The organism is Pseudomonas sp. Teo4 (assembly GCF_034387475.1).
Classification (GTDB): Bacteria; Pseudomonadota; Gammaproteobacteria; order Pseudomonadales; family Pseudomonadaceae; genus Aquipseudomonas.
Window position 1 is genome coordinate 3,108,768 of record NZ_JAXCIL010000001.1, and the last position, 15,715, is coordinate 3,124,482.

Genomic DNA, 15,715 nt, shown 5'->3' on the forward strand with positions numbered 1-15,715 from the left:
GCCGAACCATTATCCTCCCGATACCAGAGAGATCACTCGTGTCGTCCCATGCCAAACAAACCAACCTTTTGGTTCTACAACAAACACCTTCTCACGACCCAAGTTAAGGATGCAGTCGCGGTCAGTGTGATGCGTCACGAGAGCCTGCCTTTGGCGCAAATCTCCAACCGCGAACCCGCAGCTCTGTTTGCCTGCGACCCTCAGTGTTCCACCCTGAGTTCATCCACACTAAGCATCCTTACTCACTTTCGCTACGGGCCATTTGGATACTCACCCGCCGACACAAGTGAAACATGCCTACTCCAGTTCAACGGTGAACGCCTAGAGCATCTCTTGGGCTGCTACTTGCTTGGCAACGGCCATCGCGCCTTCAACCCAAAGATGATGCGCTTCCACAGCCCAGATCACCTGAGCCCCTTTGCCGCAGGTGGCTTGAATAGTTACATGTACTGCCACGGCGACCCAATTAATCTTCGAGATCCGAGTGGAAAATCGATATTCCACGTGCTGTTCAAGCCCCTGACCCCCTTAGTAAAAATTACTATTGGCGGCTTGACGATCGCGTTGACAAAACAGAAATCAGACTTCCTTTTGGAAGTAAAACTCACAACACAACACGCGCTCACGCGAGGCCCGATCCAACCACATGATTTCCCGGTTGAGCGGAAATTTCTAATGCAATACTCCAACAAATCGTCTCGCCCATTCGACAAGGCCGTAAATGGCGTCAACTTCAATCTGGCCACACACGGCGATGCAAGCCTGACCATGGAACAAGCCACTTACTACATAAAGGCAACACATTCAGGCAGTTTAAACACAGCATCGCACTGGGGGAGCACCAAAGGATGGGGAAAGGGTTACATCGAGACCGGCCAACCGCAGGCAGCAGTAGGTGCAGGTTTCAATTTTATTGCAACGGTCGTTTCCGGCCCGCTAGACCACGCGGCCTACAAAACTGGCAAATACCTATCCACCCAAGAATTCAACATGCCTGCTGAAGTGCGCGATAAATTGCGCGAATTCACCTCCCCCGCCAAATAGACACCTAAGGTAACGAAATTTCTGGCAGACGAAAAAAAGCCCGCCAGTGTGAGAGCGGGCCAAAGGACCTACGAAGATTCTTCTAGTGACCAACTAGCTTCCACGATAGGTCGAGTAGCTGTACGGCGAGATCAGCAGCGGCACGTGGTAGTGATCCTGCTTCTCGTCGATGCCAAAGCGCAGCACCACAACATCCAGAAACGCCGGCTCCGGCAACTGCACGCCACGGGCACGGTAGTAGGCGCCTGCGCTGAATTGCAGCTGGTAGACGCCAGTACGGTAATCGTCACCCTGCAGCAACGGCGCGTCGACGCGGCCGTCGCTGTTGGTCAGGGCAGTGTTCACCAGCTCCAGTTGCTGGCCTTCGACGCGGTAGAGCTCGACCTTGATCGAGCTGCCTGGGCAGCCGTGCGCGGCATCCAGTACGTGTGTGGTCAAACGTCCCATTGCTTGTCGCCTCTTGTGCAGATCGTGGGCAGAAAATACCCGGCAGGCACCAAAATGGGCCTTACCGTATTCGGGAATGCAGCCATTAAGACATTTTCGCAAAAGATTGTACACAATTTTTTGAACCCATCCGCCGCCCCTGCCGTTACGCCCCGGCAAACCGGTCACCAGTCGCTAATACAGGCGCTATGCCGACGTCAACACCATTAACTGACCAAATGGGCAGGTTTCTTGCAAAGGCTTTCCAGGCAAGGCTCATGCGACAAATGGGAAGAAATGCGGAAAAACAGGCTTACAAAAGATTTCAGAAGTTGTATACAATCAGCCCATCCGGTGGTGCGACATCCCGACGCGGCCCGCCCACCCCCGCACTAACGCACAAGAAGGAAGACTGCAGTGAGCGCTGACTACCCTCGCGACCTGATCGGTTACGGCAACAACCCACCTCACCCGCAATGGCCGGGCAATGCCCGCATCGCTCTGTCTTTCGTGCTCAATTACGAAGAAGGCGGCGAACGCAACATTCTGCATGGTGACAAAGAGTCCGAAGCCTTCCTCTCCGAAATGGTTGCCGCCCAGCCACTGCAGGGCCAGCGCAACATGAGCATGGAGTCGCTGTACGAGTATGGTAGCCGCGCTGGCGTCTGGCGCCTGCTCAAGCTGTTCAAGGACAGTGGCGTGCCGCTGACCATCTTCGCCGTGGCCATGGCCGCCCAACGCCACCCCGACGTGATTCGCGCCATGGTCGAAGCCGGCCATGAAATCTGCAGCCACGGCTACCGCTGGATCGACTACCAGAACATGGACGAGGCGCAAGAGCGCGAGCACATGCTCGAAGCCATCCGCATCCTCACCGAACTGACCGGCGAGCGCCCGCTGGGCTGGTACACCGGCCGCACCGGCCCGAACACCCGCCGTCTGGTGATGGAGGAAGGTGGCTTCCTCTATGACAGCGACACCTATGACGACGACCTGCCCTACTGGGAGCCGAACAACCCCACCGACAAGCCGCACCTGGTGATTCCCTACACCCTGGACACCAACGACATGCGCTTCACCCAGGTACAGGGCTTCAACTGCGGCGAGCAGTTCTTCCAGTACCTCAAGGATGCCTTCGACGTGCTGTACGCAGAAGGCGCCGAGGCACCGAAGATGCTTTCCATCGGCCTGCACTGCCGCCTGGTCGGCCGCCCAGCGCGCCTCGCCGCGCTCAAGCGCTTCGTCGACTACGCCAAGAGCCACGAGCAGGTCTGGTTCGCCCGTCGTGTGGACATCGCCCGCCACTGGCACACCACCCACCCGTACAAGAAAGAGAATGCCTGATGACCGCCTTCAAGACCCTCAAGCCATCCGCCCTGGACCGTGACGCCTTCGTCGAGGCTTTCGCCGATATCTACGAGCACTCGCCGTGGGTCGCAGAAAAAGCCTTCGACCTGGGCCAACCGGGCGAACTGGACGAGATCGAGGCGCTGCACCAGCGCATGAGCGACATCCTGCTCAGCGCCAGCCACGCAGACCAGCTGGCCCTGATCAATGCTCACCCGGACCTGGCCGGCAAAGCCGCCATCCAGGGCGAGCTGACTGAATCGAGCACCAACGAGCAGGCCGGCGCTGGCATTCACCAGTGCACCGCCGAAGAGTTCGCCCGGTTCACCGAACTGAACGATGCCTACAAGGCCAAGTTCCAGTTCCCGTTCATCATGGCGGTCAAGGGCAGCAACCGACACCAGATTCTGGCCTCGTTCGAAAAACGCATTCACAACGATGCCGAAGCCGAGTTCAAGGAAGCCCTGGCGCAGATCAACCTGATTGCCCTGTTCCGCCTGCTGCAGCTTTGAGGACTGAGCGCAGCCCTGACCCGAGTGCGTGACGCGTCCGTACCCAGGGCCTGGGCTGCAAGCCGGTCCACCTATTCAAGAACAACGAACATAGAAGAGATAACCGCATGCGCACCCTGATGATCGAGCCCCTGACCAAAGAAGCCTTCGCCCCTTTCGGTGACGTGATCGAAACCGACGGCAGCGACCACTTCATGATCAACAACGGCTCGACCATGCGCTTTCACAAGCTCGCCACGGTCGAGACCGCCGAGCCTGAAGACAAAGCGATCATCAGCATCTTCCGCGCCGACGCGCAGGACATGCCGCTGACCGTGCGCATGCTGGAACGCCATCCGCTGGGCAGCCAGGCTTTCATCCCGCTGCTCGGCAACCCCTTTCTGATCGTGGTCGCGCCCGTTGGCGATGCACCTGTATCAGGCTTGGTCCGTGCCTTCCGCAGTAATGGCAGGCAGGGCGTTAATTACCATCGCGGCGTTTGGCACCACCCGGTGCTGACGATCGAAAAGCGGGATGACTTCCTGGTGGTTGATCGCAGTGGTTCTGGCAACAACTGCGACGAGCATTACTTCACCGAGGAACAGATGCTGATCCTCAATCCCCACCAATAAGAAAAGGTCGGTCATCGTTTGGTGACCGGCAGAGGTACATACTGTGGAAGCACACCTTCACGAATGGCTGAACCTGAGCATTCGCTGGGTTCACATGATCACCGGTGTCGCCTGGATCGGTGCATCGTTCTACTTCGTCTGGCTGGAGAACCACCTGAACCGAAGCAACCCGCGCGATGGGTTGTCGGGTGATCTCTGGGCAATTCACGGCGGTGGTATCTACCACCTGGAGAAATACAAACTCGCACCCCCGAAAATGCCCGAGAACCTGCACTGGTTCAAATGGGAAGCCTACTTCACCTGGATGTCCGGTATCGCCCTGCTGTGCGTGGTGTTCTACTGGAACCCGACCCTGTACCTGCTGGCCCCCGGCAGCACCCTGAGCGGTGCCGAAGGCGTCGCCATCGGTATCGGTTCGCTGATCGCCGGCTGGTTCATCTACGACTTCCTGTGCGACTCGCCGCTGGGTAAAAAGCCTGCGCTGCTCGGTGCCGTGCTGTTCGTCCTGATCATCGCCGCCTGCTTCGGCTTCAGCCTGGTGTTCAGCGGCCGTGGCGCCTACCTGCACACCGGCGCGATCATCGGCACCATCATGGTCGGCAACGTGTTCCGCATCATCATGCCGGCCCAGCGCCAGCTGGTGGCCGCGATCGAGAACAACCAGACCCCCGACCCGGTACTGCCGGCCAAGGGCCTGCTGCGCTCGCGCCACAACAACTACTTCACCCTGCCGGTGCTGTTCATCATGATCAGCAACCACTTCCCGAGCACCTACGGCAGCCAGTACAACTGGTTGATCCTGGCCGGCATCGCGGTAGCGGCGGTACTGATCCGTCACTACTTCAACACCCGCCACGACAGCAACAAGTACGCCTGGACCCTGCCTGTCGGTGCCCTGGCGATGATCTGCCTGGCCTATGTCACCGGTCCCAAGCCGATGGCCGTTGCGCCTGAGCAGGCTGCTGCGAAGATCGAGTACCAGCCTTTGCCAGCCACTGCCGTAGGTGGCAAGACTGCTGCCGAACTGCGTGCCGAGGAAGCGGCCAAGCCGGTCGAGGCCCCCGCCGAAGCACCAGCCCAGGCAACCGCCCAGGCCGGTGGCGACGCCTTCGACAAGATCCACACCGTCATCCAGGAACGCTGCACAGTGTGCCACTCGTCCAAGCCGACCAGCCCACTGTTCAGCGCCGCCCCTGCTGGCGTGATGTTCGACACCCCGCAGCAAATCCAGGCCCAGGCCGCGCGCATTCAGGCGCAAGCGGTCGCCAGCCAGATCATGCCGCTGGGCAACATCACTCAGATGACCGCCGAAGAGCGCAAGCTGGTCGGTGACTGGATCGCCAAAGGCGCCCCGGTGAACTGATGCACCTCTCCCGCCGGGGCGTCCGCGCGCCCCTGTGGGAGCGGCCTTGCGCCGCGAAAGGGCCGGTACTGCCGGCCCAACGTTTGAAGAAACACGCAACAAGCAAGCATCGAGCGTTCGGGCTTCATGCGGGAACCCCAGGCTTTCTACCGAAAGCTTGCCGCCTGCAGCCTGACGCTTGGATCCGAGAATAAAAACAAAACTCGAGGTGCTGCATGTCCGAGTCACGCAAGGCGTACATTCCAGTTGCGCCGCCGCGACAGCCTCTGCCCCTGTTCCAACTGATTCTGGTAGGCCTGCAACACGTTCTGCTGATGTATGGAGGCGCGATTGCCGTGCCTTTGATCATCGGCCAGGCTGCCGGACTGTCTCGCGAAGAAGTCGCCTTCCTGATCAACGCCGACCTGCTGGTTGCCGGCGTTGCCACCATTATCCAGTCGTTCGGTATCGGCCCGGTGGGCATCCGCATGCCGGTGATGATGGGCGCCAGCTTCGCAGCCGTCGGCAGCATGGTGGCCATGGCCGGCATGCCCGGTGTGGGCCTGCAGGGAATCTTCGGTGCGACCATCGCCGCCGGGTTCTTCGGCATGCTGATCGCGCCGTTCATGTCCAAGGTCGTACGCTTCTTCCCACCGCTGGTCACTGGCACGGTGATTACCTCCATTGGCCTTTCGCTGTTCCCGGTTGCGGTCAACTGGGCCGGTGGCGGCCAAGAAGCGGAAACCTTCGGCTCGCCAATCTACCTGCTGGTGGCCGGCCTGGTGCTGGCGGTAATCCTGCTGATCAACCGCTTCATGCGCGGGTTCTGGGTGAACGTATCGGTGCTGGTGGGCATGGGCCTGGGCTACATCCTGGCCGGTTCCATCGGCATGGTTGACCTGTCCGGCCTGTCCGAAGCGCCTTGGTTGCAAGTCGTCACGCCACTGCATTTCGGCATGCCGACCTTCAGCCTGGCGCCGATCCTGTCCATGTGCCTGGTGGTGGTGATCATCTTTGTCGAATCCACCGGCATGTTCCTGGCCCTGGGCAAGGTCACCGACCGCGAAGTCACCCCCGGCATGCTGCGTCGCGGCCTGCTGTGCGATGCCGGCGCGTCGTTCGTGGCGGGCTTCTTCAACACCTTCACCCACTCGTCCTTCGCCCAGAACATCGGCCTGGTGCAGATGACCGGCGTGCGCTGCCGCTACGTCACCGTGGTGGCCGGTGCTCTGCTGATCCTGCTCAGCCTGCTGCCCAAGGCGGCTTTCCTGATTGCCTCGATCCCGCCTGCGGTACTGGGCGGCGCGTCCATCGCCATGTTCGGCATGGTCACCGCCACCGGGATCAAGATTCTCCAGGAAGCGGACATCGGCGACCGTCGCAACCAGCTGCTGGTTGCGGTCAGCGTCGGCTTCGGCCTGATCCCTGTGGTCCGTCCGGAGTTCTTCGCGCAGATGCCACAGTGGATGGAACCCATCACCCACAGCGGCATCGCCATGGCGACAGTCAGTGCGCTGGTGTTGAACGTGCTGTTCAACATCCTCGGTGGCACCGACCGCGCCGTGCACAACGACGCCTGTCACCAACATTGAGTTACCGGGCGGCGCAATGCCGCCCTTTCTCACTTCTGCAATAACTGCGACACCGTCGGCCCGCCGGAATGGGCCGCCCGGGGCGCCTGCGCGCCGAAAAAACCGCCAACAAAAACAATAAGTCCGGGAATCACAACATGAAACGCATCACCTCGTCCCTGCTGTTGGGCAGCAGCCTGCTGGCCACCCTCCCCTCGCATGCAGGCGAATGGCTGCAGTGGCATGGCGAAAGCCTGTCCTACCTGTATGGCAAGGACTTCAAGGTCAACCCCGACATCCAGCAGACGATCACGTTCGAGCACGCCAACAAATGGAAATACGGCGACACGTTCCTGTTCATCGACAAGATTTTCTACAACGGCAAGGCCGACCCCAGCAAAGGCGTGACCACCTATTACGGTGAGTTCAGCCCGCGCCTGTCGTTGGGCAAGATCACCGGCCAGAACTTCGCGTTCGGCCCGATCAAGGACGTGCTGCTGGCCATGACCTACGAGCGTGGCGAAGGCGATAACGAAGCCTACCTGATCGGCCCCGGCTTCGACCTGAACATTCCCGGATTCAACTATTTCACCCTCAATTTCTACCTGCGCAACACCGAAGGCAGCCGCCCGGGTGACAACGTCTGGCAGATCACCCCGACCTTCTCCTACACGATTCCCGCCGGCAAATCGGACATTCTGATCGACGGCTACATGGACTGGGTGGTGGACAACGACCAGACCCGACGCGGTACCTACCATTCCAACCTGCAGTTCAACCCGCAGGTCAAGTATGACCTGGGCAAGGCCATGAACCTCGGCGCCAAGCAGCTCTATGTTGGCTTCGAGTACAGCTATTGGAAGGACAAGTACGGCATCGACAGCCAAGGCAATGTGCAAAGCAACCAAAGCGTGTTCAGCGCCCTGGTGAAAGTGCATTTCTAAGAAGCTGACCAAACGCCCAAGTTTGCATCACTGTGCTCCAGGACGGAGCACTTGAGACAAGGCGCGCAAGTGAGTAATCTGCGCGCCCCCTCGATCAGGGCAGGATGGATTCTGCCTGCGTTTACTGACCGCTCAGTCAATGAATACGGGCGGTTGGCCAACGTGTTGCCAGCCTGAAATACCCTTTTCATCCGTTCAGAACGACGTCGAGCAGGATGGTTGCGCCCAACCCGGAAAAGTTGGCGCAGCTCTTGCCAAACAACTGTGGCTATTCGAAAAAAACTGACTCAAAAGACAGAAAAAAAGCGCCAACACCACGCGCTGACAACAATTCAATCAAGGGAGCGACACTCGCAATGCGTACCATCAACAGCCTGATTCTCGCGGGCGGCCTGCTGGCCTGCGGCACCTCTTTCGCCGGTGACCTGCTGCAGTGGCAGAACAACAGCCTCACCTACCTGTGGGGCAAGAACTTCAAGGTCAACCCAGAGATCCAGCAGACCGTCACCTTCGAGCACGCCGACGCGTGGAAGTACGGCGACAACTTCATCTTCGTCGACAAGATTTTCTACAACGGCAAGGCAGACTCCAGCAACGGCCCGAACACCTACTACGGCGAGGTCAGCCCACGCCTGTCGTTCGGCAAGATCCTCGACCAGAAGCTGGAGTTCGGCCCGGTCAAGGACGTGCTGCTGGCCATGACCTACGAGTTCGGCGAGGGTGACACCGAGTCCTACCTGATCGGCCCAGGCTTCGACCTGGACATCCCGGGCTTCGACTACTTCCAGCTGAACTTCTACCAGCGCACCACCGACGGCAGCCGTGCCGGTGACAACGTCTGGCAGATTACCCCGGTGTGGTCGTACACCATTCCTGTGGGCTCGTCCGACATCCTGATCGACGGCTTCATGGACTGGGTGGTCGACAATGACGAGAACCGCCGCGGCGAATACCACGCCAACCTGCACTTCAACCCGCAGGTGAAGTACGACCTGGGCAAGGCGCTGCACCTGGGCGAGAAGCAGTTGTACGTAGGTTTCGAGTACGACTACTGGAAGAACAAGTACGGCATCAAGGATTCCGACGGGTTCACCACCGACCAGAACACTGCAAGCTTCCTGGTCAAGGTTCACTTCTAAACAGCTGAATCGTGACAGCGCCATTACATCGTGGCGCTGTCAGCGTCAAACTTGTAAGAACTTTCTTACAGTCTTTTAAGATCAAACCTACTTACTATTGAGCCTGCCTTTATGGTCAACATGATTGTGGCCGGCAGGAACATGCCAAAGATCAACAGCCCCCATTCCACCTGACGGTGTTCCAGCACCCTCAGAATATCCAGCACCAGCATTACCGAGCAGATCGTCAACGTCAGGCCCAACAGTGCAAAGCCCCCATACCGGGCCCACGAACCGGTGCCGCGCAGCAGAATCCACAGACCCAGCGCGCTCCAGGCCATTACCGCGAGCAGGTAAAGTGCCAGATGGTAGACATCGTAGGTCAATACATTGCCGAACATGAACTCACCTCCCCGTGTGTACGAAGCGCGACAAGTCCCGACTATAAATCCGACCTTCCATTACTGCACTGCAAAATTTTGACATTTTTTTTGCATTCACCAACTTATCTTGCCTGCCTTCACACATAAAAAACGAAAACAGGCCAACTTGATGCGCACTTCCCTCGCCGCTTCCTGGCGCTATCTGCTGCTGCTTTGCTCACTCTGGTTCGGCATATTCCTGCTGACGCGCCTGGTGTTGCTGGCTACCCATCTGGATGAAGTCAATGGCGATTACTTCTCATTGTTTTTCACCGGGGCCATCTACGACCTGAGCTTCCTTTCCTACGCTGCACTGCCCATGGCCTTGTACTTCGCACTGTGCCCGGCAACGCTGTGGCGCACACGCGTCCATCGCTGGCTGTTGAGCGCGTTGCTGGTGGTCAGCTTGTTCGCGATGCTGTTCGTCAGCGTGGCCGAGTGGCTGTTCTGGGATGAGTTCGGGGTGCGCTTCAATTTCATTGCAGTCGACTACCTGGTGTATTCCAAGGAGGTGCTCGACAACATTCGCGAGTCCTATCCCCTGCCCATGCTGCTCGGTGGCATCGCACTGGCAGCTACGTTGCTGGCACTGGTGCTGCGCAACGCCTTGGCCAAAGCCCTGTCGGCCCCCGTCGCAACCCTGCGTCAACGAGGGCTGGGGCTTGCGCTTTTTGCCGGTGTGGCGGCGCTGAGCATGTTGCTCATCGACCAGCAAGTCCCTCGCGGTCAAGGTGGCAATGCCTACGAACGCGAACTGGCCAGCAACGGCCCTTACCAATTCTTCGCCGCGTTCCGTAACAACGAACTGGATTACACCCAGTTCTACGCAAGCCTCGGCGCCGCAGAGGTGGGTGCACAGATGCACCAGGAACTGGCCGAACCCAATGTGCAGTTCCAATCCACTGCGCCCCAGGACATCCGCCGGCACGTCAGCGCCAAAGGCCCGCAACGCACGCCAAACATCATTCTGGTGACCATCGAAAGCTTCAGCGCCAAGTACATGGGCAGCAATGGCGACCCACGCAACCTCACGCCAAACCTCGATGCCCTGCGCCAGCAGAGCCTGTACTTCAATAATTTCTACGCCACCGGCACCCGTACCGACCGTGGCCTGGAGGCCATCACCCTGTCAGTCCCGCCCACCCCAGGGCGCTCGATCGTCAAGCGCATCGGCCGTGAAAGCGGTTATGCCAGCCTTGGCCAGCAGTTGGTCGCCAAGGGCTACGACGCCGTGTTCGTTTATGGCGGGCGCGGCTACTTCGACAACATGAACGCGTTTTTCAGCGGCAATGGCTACCGCATCGTTGACCAGAGCAGCGTTGCAGAGAACGAAATCAGCTTCAAGAATGCCTGGGGCATGGCTGACGAGGACCTCTACCGGCAAACGCTCAAGCTGGCCGATGCCGACCACGCCAGGCAGCAACCGTTTTTCCTGCAACTGATGACCACCTCCAATCACCGGCCTTACACCTACCCTGACGGGCGCATCGATATCCCCTCTGGTGAAGGCCGCGAAGGCGCGGTGAAATACACCGACCATGCCATCGCCCAGTTCCTGAGGGAGGCCAGAAGCAAGCCCTGGTTCGACAACACACTGTTCATTTTCGTCGCCGACCACACCGCAGGCAGCGCAGGGGTGGAAGACCTGCCGGTCAGCAACTACCAGATTCCGCTGTGGATCTACGCGCCGAAACTGATCGAAGCAGGAGAAAACAACACGCTGGCCAGCCAGATCGACCTGGCGCCAACCCTGCTTGGCCTGCTCGATTTCGACTACACCTCGACCTTCTTTGGGCGCGACCTGCTACGCGAAAACGCCTTGCCGCCACGGGTGCTGATCGGCAACTACCAGCACCTTGGGCTGTTCGACGGCAAGGATCTGGCCATCCTTAGTCCGCGCGGCGGCATGCGGATTCACCAGAACGCCCTGGGCAATAGCCGAGAGTCCCGCGTCGACGCGGACAATCCGCTGGTACGCCGGGCAATTGCCTACTACCAGAGCGCCGCCTACGACTTCGGCCAGGGCTTGCTGGCCTGGAAAGGGGAGGAAAGCTCCGAAAAGAAAGGCGTCGCCGTCAGCCCCTGACTGCACGCCATATTTTGGATACGACGCTGACCGCTCCCAGCACCACGGCGCCGGCCACCACGCCGGCCAAACCGTTGAGCAGCGCTCCGGTCAGCGCACCACCGCGCCCTTCGCTGAACGCCTCGATGGCGTGATGCAACGGCGCGATGCCGTGGACCAGAATCCCGCCACCGACCAAAAACATCGCGGCAGTGCCGATCACTGACAAGCTTTTCATCATGTAGGGTGCAGCGCGCAGAATGCCGTTGCCAACCGCCTGGGCCACACGCGACGCTTTCTGGGTCATCCACAACCCCAGGTCATCGAGCTTGACGATACCGCCTACCAGGCCGTACACACCGATGGTCATGACGATGGCAATGCCCGACAGCACGATGATCTGCTGGGTCAACGGGGCATCCGCCACAGTGCCCAAGGTAATGGCGATGATTTCTGCCGAGAGGATGAAGTCGGTACGCACCGCGCCTTTTATCTTGTCCTTTTCGTACGCCACCAGGTCAACGTTCGCATCGGCGACCGCCTCCTTCAGCGCACTGTGCTCGGCTGCCTCGTCTTCCTTGCTATGCAGGAACTTGTGCGCCAGCTTCTCGAAACCCTCGAAGCACAGGTAGGCGCCGCCGATCATCAGCAGTGGCGTGACCGCCCAGGGGATGAAGGCACTGATCAGCAGCGCAGCCGGAACCAGGATCAGCTTGTTGACGAACGACCCCTTGGCCACCGCCCACACCACCGGGATCTCGCGCTCGGCGCGCACTCCGGTCACCTGTTGGGCGTTGAGCGCCAGGTCGTCACCCAGCACGCCCGCCGTCTTCTTCGCCGCGACCTTGGTCATCACCGACACATCGTCGAGTACCGTGGCAATGTCGTCGATCAGAACCAGTAGACTGCTTCCTGCCATGTTTGCCTGTTCCGAAAAGGTTGAGTGGGCCAGATTCTAGCCGAAAGTCGCTGCCTTGAGCGCCCGTCGGGGCCGGTGCTACCATGGCCGATCCCTCTTTGAGGTGGCCAGACACGAGGAAGACCCCCGACAATGAGCACCATTCGCGAGCGCAACAAGGAACTGATCCTGCGCGCGGCCAGCGAGGAATTCGCCGACAAGGGCTTCGCCGCCACCAAGACCAGCGATATCGCGGCCAAGGCCGGCCTGCCCAAGCCGAACGTGTATTACTACTTCAAGTCCAAGGACAACCTCTACCGAGAGGTCCTGGAAAGCATCATCGCGCCGATCATGCAGGCGTCGACGCCGTTCAATGCCGATGGCGACCCGAAGGAAGTGCTGAGTTCGTACATTCGCTCGAAGATCCGCATCTCCCGCGACCTGCCCCATGCCTCGAAGGTGTTCGCCAGCGAGATCATGCATGGCGCGCCGCACCTGTCGCCGAGCCAGGTGGAACAGCTGAACGAGCAGGCACGCCACAACATCGAGTGCATTCAGCGCTGGATCGACCGCGGGCAGATCGCCCATGTGGATGCGCACCACCTGATGTTCAGCATCTGGGCCGCGACCCAGACCTATGCCGATTTCGACTGGCAGATTTCGGCGGTGACTGGCAAGGCGAAGCTGGCTGACAGTGATTATGATGCAGCGGCGGAAACCATCATTCGGATGGTATTGAAAGGGTGTGAACCCGAAGTGGCCTGACCGGTTTTGGGGCCGCTTTGCGGCCCATCGCAGGCTGCGCCAGCTCCCACGGAGCTATGAAAAGCCTTAGTACAACAACTGCTCAGCTCATCAATCAGTGGGAGCTGGCGTAGCCTGCGATGGGCTGCAAAGCAGCCCCGGCACTCCAACGCCTATGCGGCCACCCCCGCATCCGCCTTCAACCCAACCTCCTCGATCGCACTGATCGCACACTGCTCGTCGATATCCGACGTATCCCCGCTGATCCCGACCGCTCCCAGCACCTTCCCGTCCTGGTCGCGAATCAACACACCACCCGGCGCCGGCACCACAGGCCGCTCACCCAACCCGTTCAATGCCGCGAAAAACGCCGGCCGCTGCTGCGCATCCAGCGCCAGCAAACGCGAGCCCTTGCCCAGGGCAATCGCGCCCCAGGCCTTACCGGTTGCCACCTCCGGGCGAATCAGGCTCGCCCCATCTTCACGCTGTAACGCAAGCAGGTGCCCGCCAGCGTCCAGCACCGCCACCGTCAACGGTGCGGCGTTGATCTTGCGGCCCGCAGCCAGCGCGGCGTTCACCAGGCTGACGGCGACTTTGAGGTTCAAAGCGTTCATGGAAAGGTCCTCTTCTTGTTGTGAGAAGCCCTAAGGGCAGTTGAAAACTGATAGGACAAATAGAACACAACCACAAATATTTTTGTATACAATAATTTGAAACGATCGTATGCGATCACGCAAATAGCCGTTTTCACGGGCGCTCGGACGAAAGCCAGCCGAGCCGATGAAAATCAATTGACCTGAGCCGCCAGGCATGAATACACTCTGGCACAAAGCAAGTTGTATACAATTACAAAATCGATGAGGCACAAACCATGAGCAAAATGAGAGCAATCGATGCAGCCGTTCTGGTCATGCGCCGTGAAGGTGTAGATACCGCGTTCGGCATCCCGGGGGCTGCCATCAACCCGCTGTACTCGGCCCTGAAGAAAGTCGGTGGCATCGATCACGTCCTCGCTCGTCACGTCGAAGGCGCCTCGCACATGGCCGAGGGCTACACCCGTGCCAATCCGGGCAATATCGGCGTGTGCATCGGTACCTCCGGCCCTGCCGGCACCGACATGGTCACCGGCCTTTACAGCGCTTCGGCCGACTCCATTCCAATCCTCTGCATCACCGGCCAGGCTCCGCGTGCTCGCCTGCACAAGGAAGACTTCCAGGCAGTCGATATCACCAACATCGTCAAGCCAGTCACCAAGTGGGCAACCACCGTTCTGGAGCCGGGCCAGGTGCCTTACGCCTTCCAGAAGGCCTTCTATGAAATGCGCACCGGCCGCCCAGGCCCTGTGCTGATCGACCTGCCGTTCGACGTGCAGATGGCCGAGATCGAATTCGACATCGATGCCTACGAGCCGCTGCCGGTGCACAAGCCGTCCGCTACCCGCGTACAGGCTGAAAAAGCCCTGGCCCTGCTCAATGACGCCGAGCGCCCACTGCTGGTGGCCGGTGGTGGCATCATCAACGCCGATGCCAGCGACAAGCTGGTCGAGTTCGCCGAGCTGACCGGTGTGCCGGTCATCCCGACCCTGATGGGCTGGGGCACCATTCCGGACGACCACGCGCAGATGGTTGGCATGGTCGGCCTGCAGACTTCGCACCGCTACGGCAACGCCACCCTGCTCAAGTCCGACCTGGTGTTCGGTATCGGCAACCGCTGGGCCAACCGCCACACCGGTTCCGTTGACGTTTACACCGAAGGCCGCAAGTTCGTTCACGTCGATATCGAGCCAACCCAGATCGGCCGCGTGTTCACCCCAGACCTGGGTATCGTTTCCGATGCTGGCAAGGCGCTGGACGTGTTCCTGGAAGTGGCCCGCGAGTGGAAAGCCGCTGGCAAGCTCAAGTGCCGCAAGGCCTGGCTGGAAGACTGCCAGCAGCGCAAGTCGAGCCTGCAGCGCAAGACCCACTTCGACAACGTGCCGGTCAAGCCGCAGCGCGTTTACGAAGAGATGAACCAGGTATTCGGCAAGGACACCTGCTACGTCAGCACCATCGGCCTGTCGCAGATCGCTGGCGCGCAGTTCCTGCACGTGTACAAGCCACGTCACTGGATCAACTGCGGCCAGGCCGGCCCACTGGGCTGGACCATTCCTGCTGCCCTGGGTGTGGTGAAAGCCGATCCGAAGCGCAAGGTCGTCGCGCTGTCGGGTGACTACGACTTCCAGTTCATGATCGAAGAGCTGGCGGTGGGCGCGCAGTTCAACCTGCCATACGTTCACGTACTGGTGAACAACGCCTACCTGGGCCTGATTCGCCAGGCGCAGCGTGGCTTCGACATGGATTACTGTGTACAACTGGCGTTCGAGAATATCAACTCGACCGACGCCGCCACCTACGGTGTCGACCATGTCGCCGTGGTCGAAGGCCTGGGCTGCAAGGCCATCCGCGTATTCGAGCCAGGCGAGATCGCCCCGGCCCTGCTCAAGGCACAGAAAATGGCCGAAGAGTTCCGTGTACCGGTCGTGGTCGAAGTGATTCTCGAGCGTGTGACCAACATTTCCATGGGCACCGAGATCAACGCGGTTAACGAGTTCGAAGACCTCGCCCTGGTCGGCAACGACGCGCCGACCGCCATCTCGCTGCTGGACTGATCGCCTGACGCCCCCAGGCATTGC

Annotated in this window: 15 protein-coding genes; 11 read left to right on the plus strand and 4 right to left on the minus strand. The window is 59.8% G+C overall.

Annotation, left to right across the window (positions count from 1 at the left end; translation table 11 throughout):
- The first annotated feature begins 48 nt into the window (after positions 1 to 48).
- Positions 49 to 1,044 (plus strand): RHS repeat-associated core domain-containing protein, encoded by a 996-nt coding sequence (locus PspTeo4_RS13870; protein ID WP_322364372.1) that lies wholly within the window; start codon positions 49 to 51, stop codon positions 1,042 to 1,044.
- A 93-nt stretch (positions 1,045 to 1,137) separates the two neighbouring features.
- Here the strand turns inward: PspTeo4_RS13870 and uraH are convergent, their stop codons facing one another.
- Positions 1,138 to 1,491 carry a hydroxyisourate hydrolase gene (gene uraH, locus PspTeo4_RS13875; protein ID WP_322364373.1) on the minus strand — a complete coding sequence of 118 codons (354 nt, stop codon included), beginning with the start codon at positions 1,489 to 1,491 and terminating at the stop codon, positions 1,138 to 1,140.
- Between the two features lie 396 nt (positions 1,492 to 1,887).
- On the opposite strand from uraH, the gene puuE reads away from it, so the two are divergent.
- From puuE to PspTeo4_RS13910, 7 genes are all read left to right on the plus strand, one after another.
- Positions 1,888 to 2,814, plus strand: a complete 927-nt coding sequence (gene puuE / locus PspTeo4_RS13880; RefSeq protein WP_322364374.1) for an allantoinase PuuE — start codon at positions 1,888 to 1,890, stop codon at positions 2,812 to 2,814.
- Positions 2,814 to 3,329 (plus strand): 2-oxo-4-hydroxy-4-carboxy-5-ureidoimidazoline decarboxylase, encoded by a 516-nt coding sequence (gene uraD / locus PspTeo4_RS13885; protein WP_322364375.1) that lies wholly within the window; start codon positions 2,814 to 2,816, stop codon positions 3,327 to 3,329. The genes puuE and uraD overlap by 1 nt, the downstream gene beginning before the upstream one ends.
- 107 nt (positions 3,330 to 3,436) lie before the next feature.
- Positions 3,437 to 3,940, plus strand: coding sequence for an ureidoglycolate lyase (locus PspTeo4_RS13890; RefSeq protein WP_027921248.1), 504 nt, complete (start codon positions 3,437 to 3,439; stop codon positions 3,938 to 3,940).
- A 43-nt stretch (positions 3,941 to 3,983) separates the two neighbouring features.
- Positions 3,984 to 5,303 carry a urate hydroxylase PuuD gene (locus PspTeo4_RS13895; RefSeq protein WP_322364376.1) on the plus strand — a complete coding sequence of 440 codons (1,320 nt, stop codon included), beginning with the start codon at positions 3,984 to 3,986 and terminating at the stop codon, positions 5,301 to 5,303.
- Positions 5,304 to 5,518: 215 nt separating this feature from the next.
- Positions 5,519 to 6,874 (plus strand): nucleobase:cation symporter-2 family protein, encoded by a 1,356-nt coding sequence (locus tag PspTeo4_RS13900; RefSeq protein WP_322364377.1) that lies wholly within the window; start codon positions 5,519 to 5,521, stop codon positions 6,872 to 6,874.
- A gap of 137 nt (positions 6,875 to 7,011) precedes the next feature.
- Positions 7,012 to 7,797 (plus strand): outer membrane protein OmpK, encoded by a 786-nt coding sequence (locus PspTeo4_RS13905; RefSeq protein WP_322364378.1) that lies wholly within the window; start codon positions 7,012 to 7,014, stop codon positions 7,795 to 7,797.
- A 356-nt stretch (positions 7,798 to 8,153) separates the two neighbouring features.
- Complete coding sequence (locus PspTeo4_RS13910; RefSeq protein ID WP_322364380.1) at positions 8,154 to 8,936, plus strand: outer membrane protein OmpK; 783 nt, start codon at positions 8,154 to 8,156, stop codon at positions 8,934 to 8,936.
- Between the two features lie 65 nt (positions 8,937 to 9,001).
- Here the strand turns inward: PspTeo4_RS13910 and PspTeo4_RS13915 are convergent, their stop codons facing one another.
- The gene (locus PspTeo4_RS13915) at positions 9,002 to 9,316 is read right to left on the minus strand and encodes a hypothetical protein (protein WP_322364381.1); all 315 of its coding nucleotides are present in this window, start codon (positions 9,314 to 9,316) and stop codon (positions 9,002 to 9,004) included.
- A 151-nt stretch (positions 9,317 to 9,467) separates the two neighbouring features.
- On the opposite strand from PspTeo4_RS13915, the gene PspTeo4_RS13920 reads away from it, so the two are divergent.
- Positions 9,468 to 11,423: an LTA synthase family protein gene (locus PspTeo4_RS13920; RefSeq protein WP_322364382.1), complete on the plus strand. Its 1,956-nt coding sequence runs from the start codon at positions 9,468 to 9,470 to the stop codon at positions 11,421 to 11,423.
- Here PspTeo4_RS13920 and PspTeo4_RS13925 read toward each other — a convergent pair.
- The gene (locus PspTeo4_RS13925) at positions 11,413 to 12,321 is read right to left on the minus strand and encodes a DUF808 domain-containing protein (RefSeq protein ID WP_322364383.1); all 909 of its coding nucleotides are present in this window, start codon (positions 12,319 to 12,321) and stop codon (positions 11,413 to 11,415) included. The two genes, PspTeo4_RS13920 and PspTeo4_RS13925, sit on opposite strands and share 11 nt — an antisense overlap.
- A 132-nt stretch (positions 12,322 to 12,453) precedes the next feature.
- Here PspTeo4_RS13925 and PspTeo4_RS13930 point away from each other — a divergent pair, with 132 nt between their 5' ends.
- A complete protein-coding gene (locus tag PspTeo4_RS13930) occupies positions 12,454 to 13,065 on the plus strand; it encodes a TetR/AcrR family transcriptional regulator (protein ID WP_322364384.1) in 612 nt (203 codons plus the stop codon).
- A 152-nt stretch (positions 13,066 to 13,217) separates the two neighbouring features.
- Here PspTeo4_RS13930 and PspTeo4_RS13935 read toward each other — a convergent pair whose 3' ends face one another.
- Positions 13,218 to 13,658, minus strand: coding sequence for a GlcG/HbpS family heme-binding protein (locus tag PspTeo4_RS13935; protein ID WP_008091653.1), 441 nt, complete (start codon positions 13,656 to 13,658; stop codon positions 13,218 to 13,220).
- 257 nt (positions 13,659 to 13,915) lie between these two features.
- Between PspTeo4_RS13935 and gcl the strand changes: the two genes are divergently transcribed.
- Complete coding sequence (gene gcl / locus PspTeo4_RS13940; RefSeq protein WP_322364385.1) at positions 13,916 to 15,691, plus strand: glyoxylate carboligase; 1,776 nt, start codon at positions 13,916 to 13,918, stop codon at positions 15,689 to 15,691.
- Positions 15,692 to 15,715: the final 24 nt, after the last annotated feature.

Coding starts and splice junctions, on each gene's coding strand:
- PspTeo4_RS13910 (WP_322364380.1), top strand. CDS start 8,154: ATGCGTACCATCAACAGCCTGATTCTCGCGGGCGGCCTGCTGGCCTGC.
- PspTeo4_RS13930 (WP_322364384.1), top strand. CDS start 12,454: ATGAGCACCATTCGCGAGCGCAACAAGGAACTGATCCTGCGCGCGGCC.
- PspTeo4_RS13915 (WP_322364381.1), bottom strand. CDS start 9,316: ATGTTCGGCAATGTATTGACCTACGATGTCTACCATCTGGCACTTTAC.
- uraH (WP_322364373.1), bottom strand. CDS start 1,491: ATGGGACGTTTGACCACACACGTACTGGATGCCGCGCACGGCTGCCCA.
- PspTeo4_RS13905 (WP_322364378.1), top strand. CDS start 7,012: ATGAAACGCATCACCTCGTCCCTGCTGTTGGGCAGCAGCCTGCTGGCC.
- uraD (WP_322364375.1), top strand. CDS start 2,814: ATGACCGCCTTCAAGACCCTCAAGCCATCCGCCCTGGACCGTGACGCC.
- PspTeo4_RS13920 (WP_322364382.1), top strand. CDS start 9,468: ATGCGCACTTCCCTCGCCGCTTCCTGGCGCTATCTGCTGCTGCTTTGC.
- PspTeo4_RS13925 (WP_322364383.1), bottom strand. CDS start 12,321: ATGGCAGGAAGCAGTCTACTGGTTCTGATCGACGACATTGCCACGGTA.
- PspTeo4_RS13870 (WP_322364372.1), top strand. CDS start 49: ATGCCAAACAAACCAACCTTTTGGTTCTACAACAAACACCTTCTCACG.
- PspTeo4_RS13900 (WP_322364377.1), top strand. CDS start 5,519: ATGTCCGAGTCACGCAAGGCGTACATTCCAGTTGCGCCGCCGCGACAG.
- gcl (WP_322364385.1), top strand. CDS start 13,916: ATGAGCAAAATGAGAGCAATCGATGCAGCCGTTCTGGTCATGCGCCGT.
- PspTeo4_RS13890 (WP_027921248.1), top strand. CDS start 3,437: ATGCGCACCCTGATGATCGAGCCCCTGACCAAAGAAGCCTTCGCCCCT.
- PspTeo4_RS13935 (WP_008091653.1), bottom strand. CDS start 13,658: ATGAACGCTTTGAACCTCAAAGTCGCCGTCAGCCTGGTGAACGCCGCG.